Origin of the sequence: Pedobacter heparinus (assembly GCF_032678725.1) — a bacterium.
Lineage (GTDB): Bacteria > Bacteroidota > Bacteroidia > Sphingobacteriales > Sphingobacteriaceae > Pedobacter > Pedobacter heparinus_A.
Genome location: NZ_JAVTSC010000011.1, coordinates 1 through 19,622, shown reverse-complemented (window position 1 = coordinate 19,622; position 19,622 = coordinate 1). Strand labels below are relative to the sequence as shown.

Sequence of the window (19,622 nt, the reverse complement as noted above, 5' to 3'; positions counted from 1 at the left end):
AAAGCAGTGCATATTTTCCTAAAGACACACTGTCAGATTAGCATTCTAAACAGCACTTTTTTGAGTTAAAATCCAATTTATTGATCTGATAATCAGTAATTTATATTTAAAAATATTTCGAGATTATGGTGTTTTTTAATTTGGAAAACATTACGTTTGCTTATAACCAAATAACCAAATAAAGTTCAACCATTAAATTAACGTATGAATAAATTCGGAGGCAATTGGACGGATCAAAAAATTGATATCGTTACTTCTTATGCAAAGGCATATTTAACAATAATGAATAAATACGATTATTTTAAGCTTATTTATTTTGATGGGTTTGCAGGGTCTGGAGAAATCACAGCAGAAGATGAGGCAACTCTTGAAGGGGCTGCTGTAAGAGTTTTGACTATAAATGATCCGAAATCTTTTGATCTGTACTATTTCGTAGAACTAGATAAAAAGTTTGCGGCTAACCTTGAAACTACAATACGGAAAAAGTTCCCTGAAAAAAAGTCGCATGTAGTTGCTGAAGATTGCAATGTTAAATTAAGCGATCTTGTTGATTATTTGCAAAAACCTGAAAACAAATACTGTAAAGTACTTGCATTTATTGATCCAAAAGGAATGCAGGTGAATTGGAACTCACTCGAAATTCTAAAAGGTTACGGAATTGACTTATGGATATTAGTACCAATAGGAATGGGAGTAAATAGATTATTAAAGAAGGATGGAATAATTAGCGACGAATGGATTACAAGACTAGAAAAATTTCTTGGGATGACAAGACCTGATATTATGAAGTTCTTTTATAATTCTAAACCAGTTTATACATTATTTGGTGAAGAGATCGTTATAGAGAAAGAGCAAAAGGCAATTGATGCTGCGGCTAAATTATATCAGTCTCGTCTCAAAACTATTTTTAAATTTGTCTCGGAACCATTCGTGATGAGGAATTCGATGAATTCGCCAATGTATCATTTTTACATGGCAACAAATAATAAGGCAGCTCTAACAATTGCCAATGACGTAATCAAACCTAAGTACAAATAATTATGGCACAATCAAACATAGAATGGACTGAACTTACATGGAATCCTGTGACCGGATGTAACAAGATAAGCCCTGGATGCAAAAACTGCTATGCGGAGGTAATGACCAGAAGATTAAAATCTATGGGTGTTGAGAAATATAGCGAAGGTTTCAAGATCAGGATACACCCTGACACTTTAACTACACCTTTTTCCTGGAAAAAACCGAAAGTTGTGTTTGTAAACTCTATGAGTGATCTTTTTCATCCGGAAGTACCACTTGATTATATTAAGGCAGTTTTTGCAGTAATGAATCAAACCCCGCAGCATATTTATCAGGTATTAACCAAACGCTCGGAAAGGCTTTTGCAAGTTGCCGCTGAGTTAAATTGGACGGAGAATATTTGGATGGGTGTTTCCGTTGAAAATGAAAAATACAGCTACAGAATTGATGAACTTTCCAGAACACCCGCAAAAACAAAGTTCCTTTCTATTGAGCCTTTGATAGGAGCGGTAAAGACCGTTAACCTGACAAATATCAATTGGGTAATTGTAGGAGGGGAATCCGGCCATAAGGCCAGACCATTGAAAAAGGAATGGGTGGATGATATTAAAGTTAAATGCGAAGCATACAAGGTTCCTTTCTTTTTTAAACAGTGGGGCAAGCCTAAATTTAATGTCAATCCAGATGATCCGACCATAGATGCGAAACATCCGGATCATGCCAAAGGAGGCTGCCAGTTGGATGGTAAGATTTACCGTCAAATGCCGGTGAAAGCGGCTTAATATGCATGCTCCATATGCGCCAGTAGAATGTAGGTTTGATGTTGTGATAATTGTTAAAATTCAGGTAAAATAATCATGAAAAAAATCGACTTTTATGACAGAAAGAGAGAGGGCTATAGCCGATATATATAAGACCGTAAAGGATAAATATCCCAATAACTTATTATATGTTATGCCTGATCGGTTTACCAAGAAACTAAAGTCCTTCATGCTTATTAGAGAAGATTTATTTTTTATCTCACAAATTGCGGAAGAGCTAATTTCTTTAAGGGAATCTCCTGGTTCCAACTACATGACAGAATTTGCACTTTGGCAATCAATTATCATAACGTACGGAAAATGCTTTACCGAAAATATGGCGGGAATGTCAAAACTGGAGAAGTCCGTATTTGAGCCGCATGATAAGAAGTACCAAGAAATACATGATCATTTGATGGATTTACGGCACTCCTATATAGCGCATCGCGGTGACACTGCAAATGAGCAAGCAATGGTTTTCATCAAGGTATCCAAAACTGGTTATATGTTGGATGGAGATACTGAGAACATAATCATAGCAAGAAAATTAGCGAGTCCAAGGGTGCGGGATCTTAAATCGCTCATAGCCTTGCTTAATTTATTAATAAAAGAGGTGGAAGTCAAAATTCAGAAGAATGGAGATAAGGCTCATAATGCATTTTTAAAGAATATCTCACCCGAACAAGCAAAAGCTTATCTAGTCAATGATATGAAGCTTGATGGGTATTAATTAACCTTTGACCTGGTTCTACGTTTAAAAATCTCCAGTATGTTTGTCCACTTGTTAATATTGCCCAGGTTAGGACTGCTGCAAGTGAAGTACATTGGAGGTATTGGAAAATGAGATACGTTTTTTATCTTGGCCCATTATAAATTTGCAATATGAAATTAACCGCTTTTATCCTGTTCAATTTTATTACATTAATTAGTTTTGCCCAGTCACCAGAAAGGGTTTTAAAAAAGCTTGGAAGCAACCCAGTCTTTTTTATGGATAGTGTTAATGTACTGCAAAGTGATTTGCAGCAATATCGCCCGGAAGAGATAGCCTCTGTTACCGTATTTAAAGATAAAGAGGCAATTGATATATTAGGAGAAGAGGGCAAAGACGGAGTTGTATATATTGAAACTATACCGTTTGCCAAAAAAAGATATTGGAAATATTTTAAAACTAAATCAAAATCCTATGGTGAACTGCTTCCTAATTTTGACAGTGACAGCACCATTCTATACATTATAAACAAGCGTGTTTTATCTGAAAAAGGTTATGAAGGCACGCTTGCTGCGATAAATGATAAAGTTTTTAAGGAGATCATGATAGTTGACAAGGCAACTCTTGAAAAACAGTATGGAATTACAAATAAACTATATGGAGTAGTGATCGTTTCTGATGTGCCTGATAATCTCTATAATGGAAAGAAAAAATTCTAGTTTTTTCAGATTAATCTACCTCAGACGCTTAAGCAGTTGTCTTATTTTTTTTCCATTTGACATATGCAGGCAGTTTGGAAAGTTCAATTAACTCGTTTCTCTCGGAAATTGGCGGTCTGTTTTCTATCTCAATATAGCCAATGTCCATGGCACTCGACTTTTCACCTAACAGATTATCAACTATTAAGTAAGTAGCATTTATAAAGCTCTCCTTATCGACGGGATTATAATTGTCGACATATACCCGCAAGCCTATTTTCTGGGAATTATTATTATTCAATGGTATAAACGACATATCTTCTGCATTAAGTCGTATGTTGTCGTACTCAATGGAACTACCTTTTACAGCTGGTTTTAACGCTATTACATTCCAATGTTGCAGGTTTGGTGCCTGCTTTACAAGAGATTCTGCATCGTTAAAAAAATCAGCATCACCTTGAGCTGTAATAATTAGATCTTGCTTTTCATCTGGATAACCACCTACCTCAAAATACAAATTTTCACAATAGAGATGGAGTTGTTGCTCTAGTTCTTCTAAATATTGTTCTCTTTCATCACCATCTTCAATTTGATGGAGAAAGTTGTATCTGGCCTCATTCACTGCAACCCAATTCCAGAATTGTTGTTCATTAGTCATTATATGGGCGTTTGATTAGTTAAATCTAGTGAACAAAAACTGGTAATTAAAGTTAGGTGACTGATTAATTTGCTGTTTACCAGATAATTTTCGGAATGGAGCTCATACTGTTTGCTTCAAGGTATGCCTACAAAGTTTATTGTGTATGAACTGGGCTTTGAATACCCATTGTACTTTTGCCGGTTTTTTAAGAAAATGACAGGGATGAGGCCGAAGGAGTGGAAGAGGGGGGCAGCACCCCGCCCGCTTGATATCCTATTCTAAAACAATCCGACGCTATACCCTCAAAATTTCCCTGAACTTGCATGTATTAAATGCTGTGTAAATCAATAAATTTTATTAGTTCACCTAAAAAATATATCTTTCAATAAATTTATCGTCCTTTAATCATTGCACTAGGTGAAAAAAATTCTATTTACAATAGCAATAAGTATAATTGCCGTCTCTGTCCACTCTCAAAGCCTTTATCCCGAAAAGTTCGAAGATTGTAAACTCTCGTCTTTTTGCCTTGACTGCGGGGAACCAAAGGCACAGCCACCAAAGACCATTATTCAAAACCTCTTAACTGGAATCGGAGAAAAAAGCCTTGGTATTTTAAAAGGCACCATTGAAATGCAGATACTTATCGACGAAGATGGCAAACCTTGCCTGTTAAGCGTAGACAATAAAACCAATATCAGCTCAACCGAGCTCAAGCTCAAAGCCTCAATTAACGGCGGTGAAAACTGGACCCCTGCAATTACCGGTTCCAAAAAAGAGAATAGTTCTGTCTCGATTATACTTCAGTTCGAAAATGGCAAGTATGGAGCAAAAAGGAGGACCTTTGATTTTGCCAATCAATCCAATATCGCGGCTAAAGGTTCACCAGACCGAATGGGAAGTGACAAATCACAGCTCAGTGAAACATGGAAGGTCTTTAATCAAAGTAACTCGGAAATGCCTTGGGACATGACCAGGGCAGTAGCGAGTGACCAAAAAGGCGATATCTGGATTGGAACAGATAATGGGATTATAAAGATAGCAAACGGAAAGTGGGAACATTTCAACTCATCTAACACCATCATATCACCAACCTCCTACAACAAAAAAGAAACACAGTCGGTAAGAGATATGGAGGTGGATAAAAAGGATAATAAATGGTTTATAATCGGATATGATGTTTACCGCTATGATAACCACGTCTGGACCAAATTTGATTCAATAAATTCACCAATTAACTGGGCAAGAAATATCTTCGTTGACCATTCTGGAAACGTCCTTTTTACCTCCTGGAATGGGGTATCTAGGTTTGATGGTCAGAAGTGGAGCGAGATGACGAAAAAGAATTCTAAACTGCCATCAGACAAAACTCTGGGTGTATTTGTTGATAGTAAAGAACGGACCTGGATTGGTACTTTTGAGGGCAACGTGATCATTGAAAAGGGTAATACCACATCCTTAAATGACAAGTCCACACCACTTTCAAAGGCATACATTTCAAAGATGCATGAAGATAAAAAGGGGAATCTTTGGTTCTCACTTTACAATGAAAAGGGAACGGCAGCGGGAATTTACGTTTTATCCCCAAATGGTAATTGGCAGAGAATATTTGCTGAAGACCCTAAAATGTTTGCTGGCAATAGCATTAATGACTTCTTTTTAGATGAACAGACTGGTAATCTTTGGCTCAGCCAGAACAATGTTGGAATCTTGAAATATAATATAGAGAGCAAAAAACTTGAGATTTATACCACTGAAAATTCAAACGTACCGAGCGTAAATATAGAGCGAATCATAAAAGATAAGGACGGGGCGATCTGGGCAGCGACTTATGCAGGAGTGATTAGGACAGAACTAAAATAAAAGCTTATTTAGTATGAAGGAAATATTGTCGTTTAAAATAAAGTTTCGGATCTATCTCCATCATTTTCCCCTTTAATGCGTGGACAGGCCTTTGTTAACCGACCGTATGGGAGAGATCTATTTATAGTAACTACTCCATATTTAATTTGGTAAAATGCAATAAAGACGGTGAATTTTCCTGAAATGCAGCTGACTGTGGTTTTCTTCGCTGTTACTGGTTAGCTTAGCTTTTTTACTAAGCATTATGACGGCAATAACTCAGGAAATAATACAGGATAAGATTTTTAATGTTCGCGGTAAACAGGTAATGCTTGACAGAGACCTGGCGGTGTTGTACGGTGTGGAGACTAAGGTGCTTAACCAGGCAGTAAAGAGGAACCTGGAAAGGTTTCCAGGGGATTTTATGTTTCAACTCTCGAAAGATGAGTTGAAATCTATAAGGTCACAATTTGTGACCTTAGATAGAAAAGGTGCTCATAGTAAGTATCTTCCTGCAGTGTTTACTGAGCAGGGAATAGCCATGTTGGCCTCAGTTTTAAGAAGTGAAACTGCCATTTTAATGAGCATAGAAGTTATGCGTGCTTTTGTGGCTATGCGGAGGTATTGGAAAATGAGATACCTTTTTTATCTTGGTGCATTATAAATTTGCAATATGAAATTAACCGCTTTTATCCTGTTCAATTTTATTACATTAATTAGTTTTGCCCAATCACCAGAAAGGGTTTTAAAAAAGCTTGGAAGCAACCCAGTCTTTTTTATGGATAGTGAATGTACTGCAAAGTGATTTGCAGCAATATCGCCCTGAAGAGATAGCTTCTGTTACCGTATTTAAAGATAAAGAGGCAATTGATATATTAGGAGAAGAGGGCAAAGACGGAGTTGTATAGTGAAACTTTGACAAGGCAACTCTTGAAAAACAGTATGGAATTACAAATAAACTATCTCTATGATGGAAAGAAAAAATTTTAGTTTTTTCAGATTATTCTACCTCAGACACTTAAGCAGTTGTCTTATTTTTTTTCCATTTGACATATGCAGGCAGTTTGGAAAGCTCGATTAACTCGTTTCTCTCGGAAATTGGCGGTCTGTTTTCTATCTCAATATAGCCAATGTTTAGGGCACTCGACTTTTCACCTTCGCTGAAGGGCCTGGAGACGCTATGCCTGAGCATATTTATATCATTTTTGCCGGTACGAAGTCTTTATAAGCATCCGTATTTCCGCTAATCCGATTGCCTTCCAGATCAATGACCACAGGAGGCTCATCATTACCTGGCTCAGTTTGAAAAAGTGGTTCTAGGTCCTCATTAAAGAGTACAAGGTATTCATCGGAAAGTGTGATTTCGCCTGGAAAAATCCGAGATGCGTCTTTCTCATTGTCTGCAGGAACTGTCAGATTGATATTTGCCCGGGAACGAAATACCGAATTGTTAAATAATATGTAGAGCGAGATTTCGGCATTTTTGTTGGTATAATTTACCAAAGCCGGTATCTTAATAGTAGAGAAATATTTTCTCTTATCAGCCGCAGAAATGTTTTTTGTCAGCATCCAGGGCATCTGCTCATGATTGTCAACAATATAAAAAGAACCATGCCGGCCATAAACGGCGTCGAAGAAAAATTTTAAATAGGGAATGATTTGTTCTTTTGAAAAATTATGGTCTGATTTAGCCGCCTTATACAATGGTAAATTGGTAAAATCTATTGGTAAAACCTGATTGCTATTGGCTAAAACATAACGAAAAGTTTTTCGAGTTGTATGGTGGTACTCAAATGCGTACACTTTGTAGGAATGAAAAAATGGTAGATCAAATTCTTTTACGGTAAGTAAATCTTCGTCCAATGGCATAGATTGGTAGGGTCTGCATCGCTCAATCATTTCCGATTTGGTTTCGGCTGCAAGCGTACGCCCGGTAAATTCATCCAGCCTGATTTTTCCGAAGCCATCTGACAACCGCTGGTATTCTTTTAACTGCAGGTCCAGGAAATCCAGGGCATCCTTATTGTTCAGCCTTTCGGTAACGATTTTCGCACACCTGAGGGCCTTGCCTACCATCGGGTGGATGGCTCCATATATGTTGATTAACGATTCCAGTTTATTGGTTACCAGATCTGTTAAATCTGAGGAAACCGCTTCCAGTTCTGCTGTAGAAATTTTTTGCTGATCGGCTAACTCTGCAGCAAGTTGACTCTTAGAGATTAAAGCATCTAATACCCTGAAGTTTAATCCCCCAACCTTATCCTCCATCAAATCCAGGCTTTTTTTGTAAAATTCAGTGGCTTTTTGCAGGTCTTTCTTCGCAGTCCAGTATTGGCCCATAATAGAAAAATGACTCTCCCAGTTGACATCATCTGGTTGTAATTTCTGTTTGAAAATATGCTCACAGCGTAAACTTAGCGCTTTCGCCTCCTCAAGTATTCCCTGCCTGATCAGAATGGATGCCAATGTGTCCAGGCAGATGCCGGTGTATTCATGCTCAGCACCCCGGGTAAGGGTATAAATATCAATTGCAGTGTTGCTGTATTGAACGGCTTCATCGTATCTTCCCTGGTTACGCATCATGATGGATAGCGTATGGGCAGAATAGCCTAAGTTTTCCAGGTCAAAGTCTGGTGCTTTAGCTTCCCCCTTTTTAATCAACAGGATATGCGCTTTATATAGGATAGGTTCAGCTTCTTCAAAGTGCCCGATCGCCGCCAGGAAATCTGCATACCTGCCAAGGTCAAAAGATTGATTTAATTCTGTTGCCAGCTTTTTTTCTTTCAGGTAGTATTCCCGGGCTTTTACGTAATTACCCAGTATGCATAAAACATCAGCATAAACATGATAGGCATATATGAGGTAGTTTTTTACATTTGGCGTGCTTGCCTGGGATAGGTATTCCAGGATATCCAGTAATATTTTTTCTGCAATTACAGCGTCGCCATTTTCCAAATAACGATCACAGAGATACAAGCCCAGCAATGCACTGTCATCAAAGGTAATGTGTACAAAATTGATCACCGATCCGGCAATCCGGGTATAGGATATAGAAGAATCGGAGGGGTTGGCCATGATGCCCGTTAATGTAGTAATCAACACGGAACAGTTGCTTCGCAGCTCATTCTTGTTTTCTTCCCGAACCACTTCCTGTATCACCGGGCTCACTTTAAAGGCATTTTGCTGCGCATCGAATTCTATCCAGCCTTTATCAGACAAACTCTGCAATGTATCGTTAAATTCATCCTGTTCTGCAGGTTTTAGCAGATTATAAAGTATATTATAGGTTATTTTTTCTGCAGGTAAAACGGCCAGGTTGCTGAGCAGATGTTTTTCGGGAGCAGACAATTGTTCAATGTCGTACATGGCCTTGATGATCTCTTCTGGTTTGGCCTTGGTGAGCTTAATGCCATGGTAGTTGATCGGCACTGATTTCCCTTGTACCAGCAGCAGTCCCTTTTTCTGCAGGTCTTTTAACAGATCGGCTAAAGCGTAAACTTGCTGGTACTTATTGATCTCCCTTAAATTTTTGGCCAGTACTTCTACCACCAGGGTGTTCCGGCCTACTGCATTGATGATCTTTTTGAGCAAAGGGAGCTCTTCGTCTTCAATCCGGTCGTAATAATGCAGGAAAAGTTCGCTGAGCAGTGTTTCATTGAGCGGGCTGAGCTGATGTCGCTTTACCCCTGAGAGTTCTCCTACACGGCTGGTAATGAGGATGTGGAAATTTGTAAGCCGCCGCAGGTGCTGATAATGTTTTTCCAGGTCTTTGATGTGATTGGCGTTATCCAGTACCATAAGGGCAGGACTTTTTAATCCTGCGAGGTCACGGATCACATCGTTTAGTTTATCAGCTTGTTCGGTTGTGGTCATTTGCTCTATGTTCTGGTTTGCTTTTTTAATGCCCAGTGCACTGGCCAACGAAAGCAAAGCACTTTCGATACCCTGGTCGCAATAGAGCCAGATCAAATGATGATAATTTTTTTCCTTTTTGAGCCAGAACTTAGAAGCTACTGTTGTTTTACCTACACCGCCCTCTCCGTTTACCAGCAGCAACAGATTTTGATTGGCAGTTAATTTTTCTTCGAAGAGGTCTATCTCTTCATCACGGCCAATAAAAATGTCGGTGTCAAATGGCGGGAGTGTCAATAAACGTGGCAGTCTGTTGTCATGAATGAGGGTATTGATGTTCATGTTCATGGTGTCAATAGAAGCGGCCATTTCCTTTTGGTTAGCTTCAAAAACATCTGCTTTTCGGAGCAAGTTCCTGGTGTTTTGCTTGATGATCCTTACATCTTTCCTGAGGTCTTTTAACCAAAGGTCAATCTTGGGCCCCAGTATATTGACTGTCCTTTCTGTGCTGAGTAAAGTATCCAGTTTGTCTGTTAACTCAGCCAGGGTAACTTCAATATGGGCAGCGTTGATTTTAATGTCTGAAAGCAGCCGGTTTGTAAAGGCCACCTGGGCTTTGGCCTTTTCCGGATCTTTTAGAATGGTTGCAAATTTTAACGTCATGATGTCGAACCAGTCCAGATGGCCGGCTTCGGTTTCCCAACCCGAATAAATCATTTCTTTTAACAGCTCAGGAAAATGCTGAAAGAATAGCTGCTCCCGGAGACTTTGGACCAGGTTGTTTTTCACCTCCATACTTAACTCATCGCGCAGCCTGAGTGTGTCTTCGTGGTTGTGCTCGGCGGCAGCCAACAAAACCTCTACCCGGCTGTAAGCAGGATCGCCATGCAAATCAGGAAAGGGAGCATCGATAATATCTTGTTCTTCGTCCAGGTAGCGTTCTACAGCAGACTTGAGCGCAGCTTTTTCGATATTGGATTCCCATTGGCCGCTGGCGGCAAGCTTATTTTCGAGTTCTGTGATATAAGCCTGAAACAAGAAAGCTGTTGCGTAGATGTTTGCTTCTTTTATGGCCCTTCCAAGATCAGCATTTTTTGGCAATTCATCTTTTGTCCAGTACAGCTTAACTTTTTTGAAAGTATGACCCAGCAATTTACAGGTATAATGATCTGCACGGTTGCCCAATATCCCCTGACCTACACTTTTAAGCGTTTCAGAATGATAGGCATCCACTATTAATTTGCCAGCTACGGCTATTAAGGATAAAGGATCTAGCATGATTTTGGAGATTTCTCCAAGATAATGATTTTATTTAAAAAATAAAATGATTTCAGGACGGGAAATTCTTTGTTAGCGATTGCTTTTTTTGGAGGTGCAATGTTTAAGAAAGAGTTGTGGTTAATTGGTTGAGTATTTGTTATATTTGTAATAAGCATTAATTGCTATGACAGTAAAACAAAGACAAACAAATTTGATTAAAAAAATCTCATCTATAACAGATGAAGATGCATTGATCATGCTGGAACAGGAGGTGTCTTTTTTTACCCATATGAATGGGAAAGACATTGCTGATTCGCTAACGCCTTACCAGGTTGATGAACTAACCAGTATGGTTAATGAACCATCTGATGTGGATACTGTAAATGAAGATGAATATAAAAAGGTTACTGCTAAATGGCGTTTGAAGTAATATTCAAAAAACGCTTCATTAATAATCTCGTTAAAGTTCAGGTGTACCTGGAAAAGGAATGGGGCGAGAAAATCGCCATCAGATTCCTCAAAAAAATTGACAACAGAATCAATATGTTGAAATCTTATCCCAATTCCGGGATATTGTCTGAAAAGATACCTGGTGTGCGGGGCATATTGATAACGCCACACAATCTGATGTTTTATAAAGTTGATGGTAATAAAATTATCATTCTGAATTTGTACGATACCAGATCAGATCCGTCCAAACGTATGTTTTGATCAACCTTTCCGTCTCTTTTAAACAATAATTTTCAAAGGTTTTTTAAACGTTTGCTGGCATTGCTTTGGCATTTGCTGGCTTGAAAAATTACTATTTAGAATGAGTAGGAGTGAAAAAGTTTTCAATCTTCGTTTTGAAATTAGCGTTTTATACGGTGAGTTTGGAGGGTTAAGGGTATATTAATATCTTGCATGCTGTTTGCTATCTGAATAATATGAATTTAAACGCTCTGAGATTAAATAGTTATTTCATTTACATTCTTATCTAAATATATGAAAACACTATTTTTATTCATCGCCGCCGCATTAATAATTGCTAAAGTTGAAAATTCATTTGCTGGCAATTTTTACAGTTTAAAAAAGCTAAATTTTCAGGAACAGCAAGACACCATTAAATTTTTGGAAAAGGTTAATGCACAAAGATCTAAATATCATGGTAAGGATTTGAATACGCTGTTAAAAGACTTAAAATTAGAGGTGAAATCATATACAATAGCACCAGCTAATAAGCCTGCAGGGCCAGTAAAGACGATTACCTTGTATTTCCAAAGCGCTGCGGTAGCCGATGATAAGATCAAACGTCACAGAAGACAAAGCGCTGTTGTGATTACATTTGAAAACGCCATTATTAATGCTTATGGCTTATACCTTCAAAGTGATGGAGAATGGACTGACATAGTAAATGATGCTTATGGGAAACTAATTATTAAGAACATTACAGTGCGGGGATCAAATCAAAACCGGTAAGAGTTCATCGAGTAAATTCAGATCACATTTGAAAGGGGTATTCCAAATCCATTTGGGATATATCACCAAAGTAAGGGAGAGTGGATTAAGCTGGTAGCAGACCAGTACGGGGAATTGAAGATTAAAGACTTTGAAATATTACAAAACCAAAATAAATAATAGGTTTATTTATTTTTCTCTGTTTTTATATTCATTTTGGGTTTTTTAATGTCCTGCACGTCAACAAAATTTTTAACCCCAATTAATAAAAGAATATGAGGTATTATTTCTTATTAACGCTTTTAATATCAATTTTGACTGTCAGCTTGCACGCACAAGAACGGCAGGAACTAGAGTTTATCAGAAGTTATTTCAAAGAAAAAGAACCTATTGTGTATACGGACAAGATTGACGTAGCCGAATATGTATATAATTTATTTGTGGATATATGTAAAAAAGACACCTTGAGGACCTATAAACACGAAGCCAGGTTAGTGCTTGCAAAACACGAGAAGGATTTTATTTTGGCTGAGGCCTCAAAAATAAAAGAGAAATCTTTTGATGGAAATTTGCTGAAAAAATCTACACTTATTCCTCGCAGTAAGTTGAGCGAAATTTTTAAGGGCAAAATTAATGGGTGGCAAAAATTCACTAAAGAATACAATGGTGGATTTTACTCCTTTTCTAAACCCATTTTTATCAGAAATGAGACATTGTGCATTTTTTACGTCGATTATGCTTGTGGAAACTTATGTGGAAATACTGAGATTGCTGTTTATAAAAAAATCAAAGACACCTGGACCGAATGGTTCGTTTTATACCAGGCCGTTAGCTAAATCAACAAAAAAATATGAAACGATTTTTAACCTTACTACTGATGTGTAACATCTTTTTTATAAGTTGCAACAGGCAGGTTTTTTCTGAGGATCTCAATTTCAGAAGGATTTCCCGTGTGACAGAAACACGCAAATTATTGAAGGAATATGCATTATGTGGATGTATTACATACGCAACGGATGTTGATAGGCTTAAGAAGGATATCAGCCACGGCATTTATATAGAAATCAGTAATTATGGAGATCGGGATGTATATAAGAAGATTGATAGTATGTCAAAGGCAGCAGCATTAGGGATAAAGCCATCACAAATTGCAGATTATGGATATCAAAAACCGCTGTTATTAGGTTGTATGAATTTCTATAAGAGCAAAAAGCTTGATTCATTAGTGAGAAGCTTTGACCGTATATATATCAGGAATAGTAAATAAAAACCAGCGATTTGTTGAAGAGAAAAAAGATTAATCTACCTTAAAATTTCCCGTTGTAAATATTACATTATCCCTGGATATGCCCTGCAGGATTATTCTGAAATTACCTGTAATGTCACTCGTCAGACATTCTATTTCTGCCTCTCCCTGTGCATTGGTGGTGATGCCTGGTTTCCAGAGCAATGTAGTGGCATATTCAGGTTCGGGGCTGCCGGCATTTGCGACATAAAATTCTTTGGTTAAATGAATGCCATCTATTTTAAATGAATTTTGTTCTTTCTTTGTGGTACAGCCCATGTAACTGATTGGCCTTACTTCAAATTTTGTACTGCCCAAATCTGTTCTGATCAGGTATTGTTTTCCCTCAATGGGCTGGTAATTAGCGCTATTGCCTGCGCTGCCCGGATAATTTAGATATCCGCGGGCATCAACATAATCTCCACATTCATTTGCTCCTGGTATTTTATTAGTACCGTAAAACGAGCCATCTGAATTTTTTGCGCTGATGTTTACGGTTTTTAACGTTTGGCCGGCTTCCAGTCCCGCCTTTTTTATGTTGGCGTCTGGTTCAGCGTGTTTTCCCAAATCTGGCCTGTATATTGGCAATTGACGGGCAAGTCTTTTGTTGATCTCCGTAAAGGGATCAATCACCGATAGGGTATAACCCTCACTATTTTTTGAATTTATAAATATCCCTATCTTTTTGTCTGCCGGTACAATCAGGTTTTCCCTGTCGAGGTCAAAATATCCTGTATTATTTGTCTTTATTGGAGTGAAAGCAGGGTTATTCTGAATAATTAAATCAAGCGGTGCTTTTAAGGGCTTGCCTTTGTATTTGAACTGTGCATTAAGTACAGCTGGTGCAGGAGCTGGAACAGTATCGTTACCCGTTGAGCTGATCAGTTCTTGCCAGGTATATTTTCGCCAGCCTTTAATTAACATCACATTTTCGAGATAGGGTTTTTCCTGCAATGATCTGCCATATTCATATAAAGGATTCAAGTTTAGAGCCTGGTATAAGTAAGTATGGCTTTCTATATCGGGGAATTCATACTCATTTAAACGGATGGATTGTACTATCGCAGCGGAAAGTATTCCTTGAACTGGCTGGCCAGATTTGTTAGTGAGTTTAAGCTTTATTTTTACGGAATCTCTTTTACGATAGCTGGATTTATTGAGCGATAGATTGGTTGTTATTTTTTGATCATAATGAGCGAAAAATAACCTTTCTGCAAGTGGCTGGTTGTTTTTATCCAATACCGTTATTGTTGCAATTCCCTTAGGCAGCGCGTTTAATGCGATGCTGACCTTTTTTCCGGTAGGTAGTGCTGTAGTACTAAACGATGCGTAAGCATCCTGATAGTTGTGGATTAAGACATGTACCCCGGTTTCCGATTTGCTGAAAAGTTTAAACTGCAGCGTGTCTTTTACAATGGCTTGTGCCAGGCGCAGGTTTATGCCAGATGACAAGGCTGTTGGCAAGGAATAGGAACTGTCCGGTAGGAAACTATTATTGCCTATGATCTTAATCGCGTACTTAGATTTTTCGTCGGGTATGAGCTGAAAAGTACCCATGCCATATTCATTTGTTTCAATGGTGTCAATACTCAATTTATCTTTAAGCAGCGCGGCCTTTAATTTCAGGGGGCTGCCTGTGCTGCTTTTTGTTTCCCAGCCGATTGTTCCTGCAAGACCAGCTATCAGGTTGCCGCCTTCAGGATAAAACTTAATGTCTGTTTGCTTAGTTTTATTTGGCGTACTTATGGCGTTCTGCCCGGCAGTGCTTCCGTCGGAAACAGGAAGTGTCATGTTTTTAACAATTACAGGCTGGCTAAATGTACAGAGCGGATGACTATTTTTTTCCAGAACATTGGTAGATGCCAAAAGTTCATAATTTCCGGATGCAATGGTGTCTGGTAAGTTTAAGCTGCCAAAGCTTAGGCCATTCTCCATTACATACTTACCCATAAGTACAATATCACGGGTATCTGCTTTTATCAGGCTAACATACAGGATGTTGTGATTTTTTAGATTTTGAGCTGTATTGCTGATCAGGTAAGCGCTAAACCAGATGATTTCATTATTGGTATATATCGTTTTATCAATATGCGCGAACAAAGCAATTGATGGATGATTTTTTTTGTACTGGGCTAGTTTTGTAAGCCAGAGTTCATTATCGGGAGCGGCGGTTTGAGCAATTGAGGTATGCAACAGGAACAAGCCAATAATACTTAGAAATATCCTTTTGATCATACTAACAATATAAATACAATTTTACTTTCTCACAAGCTCGTGGTTATGGAAATCAGGGTGGTTTTAAAGAGATGCGTAAGACTTTTGGCGAGCATTTGAGAGTCTGGTTAATGAACCATCTGATGTGGATACTGTAAATGAAGATGAATATAAAAAGGTTACTGATTATAGTAGAAGAATAGCCTCAATTAGAAGATTACAATCCGATTGTTAAGCCCAGGCCAACATCTATATTCCCGGTTTTTTGTTTGGATGATGGGACAGTCAATGTGGTTCCATTACTGTTCACTGTAAATGCTTTAAAATTCGCGTTTGAATTGTTGAAATCTCCGTATAATCTTAAGCCTAAAGTGCTGTTCAGTTGGTATTTAAACCCGACGCCTAACAGGTAGGCGAAAGAGGTAGCCGATTGGGATTCTTGCTTGGCAGATGAAGATCCAACTCCCGGAATATTATAATTTACATCTAATTCCGGAGTTGAGGTAAACTGGACACCGGCGGCTTCTCTAAACTCTATTTTGAAATTTTCACTTTTTGATAAGGCAAATGTTTGGGTTATACCGCCCAGAACGGAAGCCATTTTCCAGGAGCCTGCATTAATAGATAAGCTGCCTCCAGAACCATCAGGTATGGCATACTTTAATGCTTCTTTAGCAATTCCGTGGGTTTTCCATTTAAATATAGCAATTGCACCTACGTTTTTTGAAAACTGAAATTGATAGCCTAAATCAAAATAGAAGCCGGTGGTAGCCAGGCCGTTTTTTTCATCACTGGCATCTTTAGCTCCAAACTCCCCGATAGGAATGCTTGGCCCTAAACCGATAAAGATTGATGATTTTTTGGCGTTAGATTGCGCAAATGTTGTTACTGAACAAAAAAGCAAAAGAGCGGAGAGTAAGCGTTTATTCATTTTGAAAATTTAGCGTTTTAAATTTATTTCTACAAATGTAACAGGTATTTTGTATTCTCAAAATTTTAGTGGATAGTAGTTTAAACGGCAGCAGTTTGGTTCTCTTTGATAATGAGCCGGCAGGTTTGCGGTATCGGTCAGTTTAACGATTCCTAAAAAATCAAATCCTGCTGAGGTGCATTTAAGTAATGGAAGCTCAAGCTATTAAAAACGCAGTTGAGGAGCAGGTAATTCTGAATGGGAAAGTTCTGATAGCAATGCCTGAATGAATCAAATGGATTGTATAACATTTTCATGCAATAGTATCATTTTAAGTTCTTAATCTGCGATACGTTTGTTTATCATCTGGAGCAGATGGAACGTGTTTTAGTTCCGGGTGCTATGACTATGAATGAAAATAGTATTATACAAGTTGAAGGCAAGAGATTAATGAAAGCGAAAAACCCGGTAGATATGAAACTGCTATACCGAAGGCTTTGGGATGTGGTACACTTTGAAGAGCTGTTCCCAGTTCCGGTAAACCAGCATATTGATGAGTTCCTGCTGAGCCTGATCATCGAACTGTCCAGGCTTTGCCTGGAAGAAGACCGGGGTTTGGCCATTGCTAAATACTACCATAACAAGACGCAATTGCTGCAGCTGCAGCGAAGAGCAATGGAATTACTGGCTGATGCCAATAAGAAACAACGAAAACGGATTGGGCTTATTGATGCAGGTTTAACAGAACTGCTGGATGTGCTGGAGCTGGTAAAAACAGAGCGTATTGATACGCTTTTTTTTAAACCCAATTGACTCAGAATTTTGTGAATCGATATGAAAAACAATATTTATTTCCATAAAACAACTGTATTAGAATTTAATTAACATGATCTCTGCTAATCTGTTACTGGCCCATTTCTGGACCAATGCCAATAAAATTACCACGCCTACCGGCGTTGAACTGGACCTGAATGATGATGAAACCATCAGCTTATCTGTTACGCTAAGAAACCAGGAAGATTATCCGGAACGCTATCAGCTGAAAGCCAGGTTTGGTTTGGAACAATTTATAGATACATTGGAACTGGAACAACTGGAAGGTATAGACGAGATCAGCATCGAAACGATGTTTACCCTGATGGTTATCGGCAGTGCCGGTTACAGTTTGTTTCGGGTGTAAGATAAATATAAAATTAAACGCCGGGATGGCCCGGCGTAAAGCGTTCTTTGAATAGATGGATTTAGTACAAAATTTTGGAAGAAACACCAGCATCTTGTGATAATAAAGATATTAAATTAATTATTGGTTTAATTAGATCGTAATTATTTATATTTGCAGCATACTACATTAGTTATGACTGAAGCAATTTATGATCTTTCCAGAGAGGAAACCAAACATGGAATAGTGTATTTTTTTAAAAGTAAAGGGAAAGCAGATTTCATTAAGGCAATTCAGTATGATTATGTTTTGGATTATAATTATAAAAAGGTCTACAATTTTGGATTTGGTGATTATGATTCAATAAACCACGCTATAGATGATAGTGTAGGTACTGAAAATGGAGATGTTTATAAAGTATTTAATACGGTGTTAAGTACGATCCCTATGTTCTTTGAGTCTTTTCCAGATGCTGTAATCTCTGTTCGGGGAAGTGATAGCTCTTCCTCTTTTATTGAAAGTTGTAAACTAAACTGTAAAAGAAATTGTGATGACGATGTTTGCAAAAAATCAAACCGGAGGATAAACATTTATACTGGTTATGTTAATAAAAGATTTGAAGAGCTCATTAAGGACTTTACTTTTTATGGTGGTATTGAACTAGATGATACTGGACCGCTTGTTGAAGATTATATCCCTGGGAAGAAATATAACTCAGTTATGGTTGTAAAAAATAATATGTAATTTTGAAAATATGAAAGCGAAGAAAAAAGGGATGCATGATTCTGTAAATCAATCTGATTCGGAAATACCAGCAGAAATAATAGCAAAACTTAAGAACACGGTTCTGTTTCCTGAGAAAATTGAAGAAACCAAGAAATTCTTCAGTAACCTTAAATCCAGTACGCTTTAAGTCTAAAGTAATAGTTGCTGGACGGAAAGTAAATATGAAAGCTAAGAAAAGAGACAATCCTGTTGTTATTTCTAGACTTGAGTTTACTGAAATAATTGAACGGCTAAAAGACCGCGAGCTTTTTCCACAGAAAAATAAAGAAGCGAAAAAGACGCTAAGCCGGATTAAATCCTGGCCACTTAAGTAATTTTTTTTAACTTGAATACCATTGTAAGCCGCTGAAAGCGGCTTTTTCTATTTCTTATCCGCTACTCTTCTGGCGGCAAACCGGTACTAAATCCATCAAACATTTTCTGGCGATTACGCGGAACACGAAGAATTTTTTTTCTCCTGTACCATTTTTCGCAAAAAATTACTGTACGAAATACCAAAAGAATATAAAAACTGACAACTAACTCTATTATTAACCTTAAAAAAACTGAAAAAACGACCATGACATAATTCTACCTCATCTCCCTATCGAAAAACCGATTATAATTTTAGGCTGCTAAAGCAGTTTAAACACAGCACCAGGAACAGCTAAAAGCCGATGGCATGCCTATGCCTTTTTTACTGGGTTTTACTAACGCAATCGTCTGATAATTAATCTATTAATTTTTAAAATATGCCATAACGCAAGCGGGAAAGGGTAAAACGCGCTATACCTTGGCACCATGATTTTTTAACAAATACTCAATAATGGATATACACGAGAACGAAGATTTTTCTACACATAGCTTTAAAAATTCGGAGAACCCTGAAGGAATGGACATGTACCAGAAGGCGCACTATTTTGGACGCTATAAAAATCATTGGGCCAGCCTGGGGCGGTTCAACTACAGGCAGGTGTGCTTTAGTGGCGCATTGCCTGAAGTGGAGCTGGACCTGCCGGGCAACCCGAATGAAA

The 19,622-nt window shown here is 38.0% G+C and carries 22 protein-coding genes; 18 read left to right on the top strand and 4 right to left on the bottom strand.

What is annotated here, in order from left to right:
* Window positions 1-204: 204 nt before the first annotated feature.
* The 4 genes from tcmP to R2Q85_RS16455 all read left to right on the top strand — a co-directional run bounded on the left by tcmP (window position 205) and on the right by R2Q85_RS16455 (window position 3,248).
* Window positions 205-1,038 (top strand): three-Cys-motif partner protein TcmP, encoded by an 834-nt coding sequence (tcmP, locus tag R2Q85_RS16470; protein WP_316812902.1) that lies wholly within the window; start codon window positions 205-207, stop codon window positions 1,036-1,038.
* A 2-nt stretch (window positions 1,039-1,040) separates the two neighbouring features.
* Window positions 1,041-1,802: a phage Gp37/Gp68 family protein gene (locus R2Q85_RS16465; protein WP_316812901.1), complete on the top strand. Its 762-nt coding sequence runs from the start codon at window positions 1,041-1,043 to the stop codon at window positions 1,800-1,802.
* Between the two features lie 94 nt (window positions 1,803-1,896).
* Entirely contained in the window at window positions 1,897-2,550 is a 654-nt protein-coding gene (locus R2Q85_RS16460) for a hypothetical protein (protein WP_316812900.1), read from the top strand.
* A 152-nt stretch (window positions 2,551-2,702) separates the two neighbouring features.
* The gene (locus R2Q85_RS16455) at window positions 2,703-3,248 is read left to right on the top strand and encodes a hypothetical protein (RefSeq protein ID WP_316812899.1); all 546 of its coding nucleotides are present in this window, start codon (window positions 2,703-2,705) and stop codon (window positions 3,246-3,248) included.
* A 28-nt stretch (window positions 3,249-3,276) separates the two neighbouring features.
* Here R2Q85_RS16455 and R2Q85_RS16450 read toward each other — a convergent pair whose 3' ends face one another.
* Window positions 3,277-3,885, bottom strand: coding sequence for a hypothetical protein (locus R2Q85_RS16450; protein ID WP_316812898.1), 609 nt, complete (start codon window positions 3,883-3,885; stop codon window positions 3,277-3,279).
* A 123-nt stretch (window positions 3,886-4,008) separates the two neighbouring features.
* Between R2Q85_RS16450 and R2Q85_RS24600 the strand changes: the two genes are divergently transcribed.
* From R2Q85_RS24600 to R2Q85_RS16435, 4 genes are all read left to right on the top strand, one after another.
* The gene (locus R2Q85_RS24600; protein ID WP_410478893.1) at window positions 4,009-4,149 is read left to right on the top strand and encodes a helix-turn-helix domain-containing protein; all 141 of its coding nucleotides are present in this window, start codon (window positions 4,009-4,011) and stop codon (window positions 4,147-4,149) included.
* Between the two features lie 135 nt (window positions 4,150-4,284).
* Window positions 4,285-5,727 carry a hypothetical protein gene (locus tag R2Q85_RS16445; RefSeq protein WP_316812897.1) on the top strand — a complete coding sequence of 481 codons (1,443 nt, stop codon included), beginning with the start codon at window positions 4,285-4,287 and terminating at the stop codon, window positions 5,725-5,727.
* A 244-nt stretch (window positions 5,728-5,971) separates the two neighbouring features.
* On the top strand, window positions 5,972-6,370 hold the full coding sequence (locus R2Q85_RS16440) for an ORF6N domain-containing protein (protein WP_316812896.1): 399 nt from the start codon (window positions 5,972-5,974) through the stop codon (window positions 6,368-6,370).
* A 91-nt stretch (window positions 6,371-6,461) separates the two neighbouring features.
* Window positions 6,462-6,614 (top strand): hypothetical protein, encoded by a 153-nt coding sequence (locus tag R2Q85_RS16435; RefSeq protein ID WP_316812895.1) that lies wholly within the window; start codon window positions 6,462-6,464, stop codon window positions 6,612-6,614.
* A 286-nt stretch (window positions 6,615-6,900) separates the two neighbouring features.
* Here the strand turns inward: R2Q85_RS16435 and R2Q85_RS16430 are convergent, their stop codons facing one another.
* Window positions 6,901-10,836: a tetratricopeptide repeat protein gene (locus R2Q85_RS16430; RefSeq protein WP_316812894.1), complete on the bottom strand. Its 3,936-nt coding sequence runs from the start codon at window positions 10,834-10,836 to the stop codon at window positions 6,901-6,903.
* Between the two features lie 166 nt (window positions 10,837-11,002).
* On the opposite strand from R2Q85_RS16430, the gene R2Q85_RS16425 reads away from it, so the two are divergent.
* The 5 genes from R2Q85_RS16425 to R2Q85_RS16405 all read left to right on the top strand — a co-directional run bounded on the left by R2Q85_RS16425 (window position 11,003) and on the right by R2Q85_RS16405 (window position 13,522).
* Complete coding sequence (locus tag R2Q85_RS16425) at window positions 11,003-11,248, top strand: hypothetical protein (protein WP_316812893.1); 246 nt, start codon at window positions 11,003-11,005, stop codon at window positions 11,246-11,248.
* Window positions 11,233-11,529 carry a type II toxin-antitoxin system RelE/ParE family toxin gene (locus R2Q85_RS16420; protein ID WP_316812892.1) on the top strand — a complete coding sequence of 99 codons (297 nt, stop codon included), beginning with the start codon at window positions 11,233-11,235 and terminating at the stop codon, window positions 11,527-11,529. Before R2Q85_RS16425 ends, R2Q85_RS16420 begins: the two co-directional genes overlap by 16 nt.
* 273 nt (window positions 11,530-11,802) lie before the next feature.
* On the top strand, window positions 11,803-12,276 hold the full coding sequence (locus tag R2Q85_RS16415) for a hypothetical protein (protein WP_316812891.1): 474 nt from the start codon (window positions 11,803-11,805) through the stop codon (window positions 12,274-12,276).
* 305 nt (window positions 12,277-12,581) lie between these two features.
* The gene (locus R2Q85_RS16410; protein ID WP_316812890.1) at window positions 12,582-13,091 is read left to right on the top strand and encodes a hypothetical protein; all 510 of its coding nucleotides are present in this window, start codon (window positions 12,582-12,584) and stop codon (window positions 13,089-13,091) included.
* Between the two features lie 14 nt (window positions 13,092-13,105).
* Window positions 13,106-13,522 carry a hypothetical protein gene (locus R2Q85_RS16405; RefSeq protein ID WP_316812889.1) on the top strand — a complete coding sequence of 139 codons (417 nt, stop codon included), beginning with the start codon at window positions 13,106-13,108 and terminating at the stop codon, window positions 13,520-13,522.
* A 30-nt stretch (window positions 13,523-13,552) separates the two neighbouring features.
* Here R2Q85_RS16405 and R2Q85_RS16400 read toward each other — a convergent pair whose 3' ends face one another.
* Window positions 13,553-15,775, bottom strand: coding sequence for a hypothetical protein (locus R2Q85_RS16400; RefSeq protein WP_316812888.1), 2,223 nt, complete (start codon window positions 15,773-15,775; stop codon window positions 13,553-13,555).
* A 196-nt stretch (window positions 15,776-15,971) separates the two neighbouring features.
* On the bottom strand, window positions 15,972-16,685 hold the full coding sequence (locus tag R2Q85_RS16395; RefSeq protein ID WP_316812887.1) for a hypothetical protein: 714 nt from the start codon (window positions 16,683-16,685) through the stop codon (window positions 15,972-15,974).
* A gap of 354 nt (window positions 16,686-17,039) precedes the next feature.
* Between R2Q85_RS16395 and R2Q85_RS16390 the strand changes: the two genes are divergently transcribed.
* The 5 genes from R2Q85_RS16390 to R2Q85_RS16370 form a co-directional block, all read left to right on the top strand.
* Window positions 17,040-17,477 carry a hypothetical protein gene (locus tag R2Q85_RS16390; RefSeq protein ID WP_316812886.1) on the top strand — a complete coding sequence of 146 codons (438 nt, stop codon included), beginning with the start codon at window positions 17,040-17,042 and terminating at the stop codon, window positions 17,475-17,477.
* Between the two features lie 73 nt (window positions 17,478-17,550).
* A complete protein-coding gene (locus R2Q85_RS16385; protein ID WP_316812885.1) occupies window positions 17,551-17,844 on the top strand; it encodes a hypothetical protein in 294 nt (97 codons plus the stop codon).
* 174 nt (window positions 17,845-18,018) lie between these two features.
* Window positions 18,019-18,567: a DUF6934 family protein gene (locus R2Q85_RS16380; protein WP_316812884.1), complete on the top strand. Its 549-nt coding sequence runs from the start codon at window positions 18,019-18,021 to the stop codon at window positions 18,565-18,567.
* A gap of 119 nt (window positions 18,568-18,686) precedes the next feature.
* Window positions 18,687-18,923, top strand: coding sequence for a hypothetical protein (locus R2Q85_RS16375; RefSeq protein ID WP_316812883.1), 237 nt, complete (start codon window positions 18,687-18,689; stop codon window positions 18,921-18,923).
* 491 nt (window positions 18,924-19,414) lie between these two features.
* Window positions 19,415-19,622: hypothetical protein (locus R2Q85_RS16370; RefSeq protein ID WP_410478892.1), on the top strand; the 208-nt coding region annotated here is incomplete at its 3' end.

Bases quoted from the DNA above. Each gene is read 5' to 3' on its own strand.
- tcmP (WP_316812902.1), top strand. From the start codon at position 205: ATGAATAAATTCGGAGGCAATTGGACGGATCAAAAAATTGATATCGTT.
- R2Q85_RS16465 (WP_316812901.1), top strand. From the start codon at position 1,041: ATGGCACAATCAAACATAGAATGGACTGAACTTACATGGAATCCTGTG.
- R2Q85_RS16460 (WP_316812900.1), top strand. From the start codon at position 1,897: ATGACAGAAAGAGAGAGGGCTATAGCCGATATATATAAGACCGTAAAG.
- R2Q85_RS16455 (WP_316812899.1), top strand. From the start codon at position 2,703: ATGAAATTAACCGCTTTTATCCTGTTCAATTTTATTACATTAATTAGT.
- R2Q85_RS16450 (WP_316812898.1), bottom strand. From the start codon at position 3,885: ATGACTAATGAACAACAATTCTGGAATTGGGTTGCAGTGAATGAGGCC.
- R2Q85_RS24600 (WP_410478893.1), top strand. From the start codon at position 4,009: ATGCCTACAAAGTTTATTGTGTATGAACTGGGCTTTGAATACCCATTG.
- R2Q85_RS16440 (WP_316812896.1), top strand. From the start codon at position 5,972: ATGACGGCAATAACTCAGGAAATAATACAGGATAAGATTTTTAATGTT.
- R2Q85_RS16430 (WP_316812894.1), bottom strand. From the start codon at position 10,836: ATGCTAGATCCTTTATCCTTAATAGCCGTAGCTGGCAAATTAATAGTG.
- R2Q85_RS16425 (WP_316812893.1), top strand. From the start codon at position 11,003: ATGACAGTAAAACAAAGACAAACAAATTTGATTAAAAAAATCTCATCT.
- R2Q85_RS16420 (WP_316812892.1), top strand. From the start codon at position 11,233: ATGGCGTTTGAAGTAATATTCAAAAAACGCTTCATTAATAATCTCGTT.
- R2Q85_RS16415 (WP_316812891.1), top strand. From the start codon at position 11,803: ATGAAAACACTATTTTTATTCATCGCCGCCGCATTAATAATTGCTAAA.
- R2Q85_RS16405 (WP_316812889.1), top strand. From the start codon at position 13,106: ATGAAACGATTTTTAACCTTACTACTGATGTGTAACATCTTTTTTATA.
- R2Q85_RS16400 (WP_316812888.1), bottom strand. From the start codon at position 15,775: ATGATCAAAAGGATATTTCTAAGTATTATTGGCTTGTTCCTGTTGCAT.
- R2Q85_RS16395 (WP_316812887.1), bottom strand. From the start codon at position 16,685: ATGAATAAACGCTTACTCTCCGCTCTTTTGCTTTTTTGTTCAGTAACA.
- R2Q85_RS16390 (WP_316812886.1), top strand. From the start codon at position 17,040: ATGGAACGTGTTTTAGTTCCGGGTGCTATGACTATGAATGAAAATAGT.
- R2Q85_RS16385 (WP_316812885.1), top strand. From the start codon at position 17,551: ATGATCTCTGCTAATCTGTTACTGGCCCATTTCTGGACCAATGCCAAT.
- R2Q85_RS16380 (WP_316812884.1), top strand. From the start codon at position 18,019: ATGACTGAAGCAATTTATGATCTTTCCAGAGAGGAAACCAAACATGGA.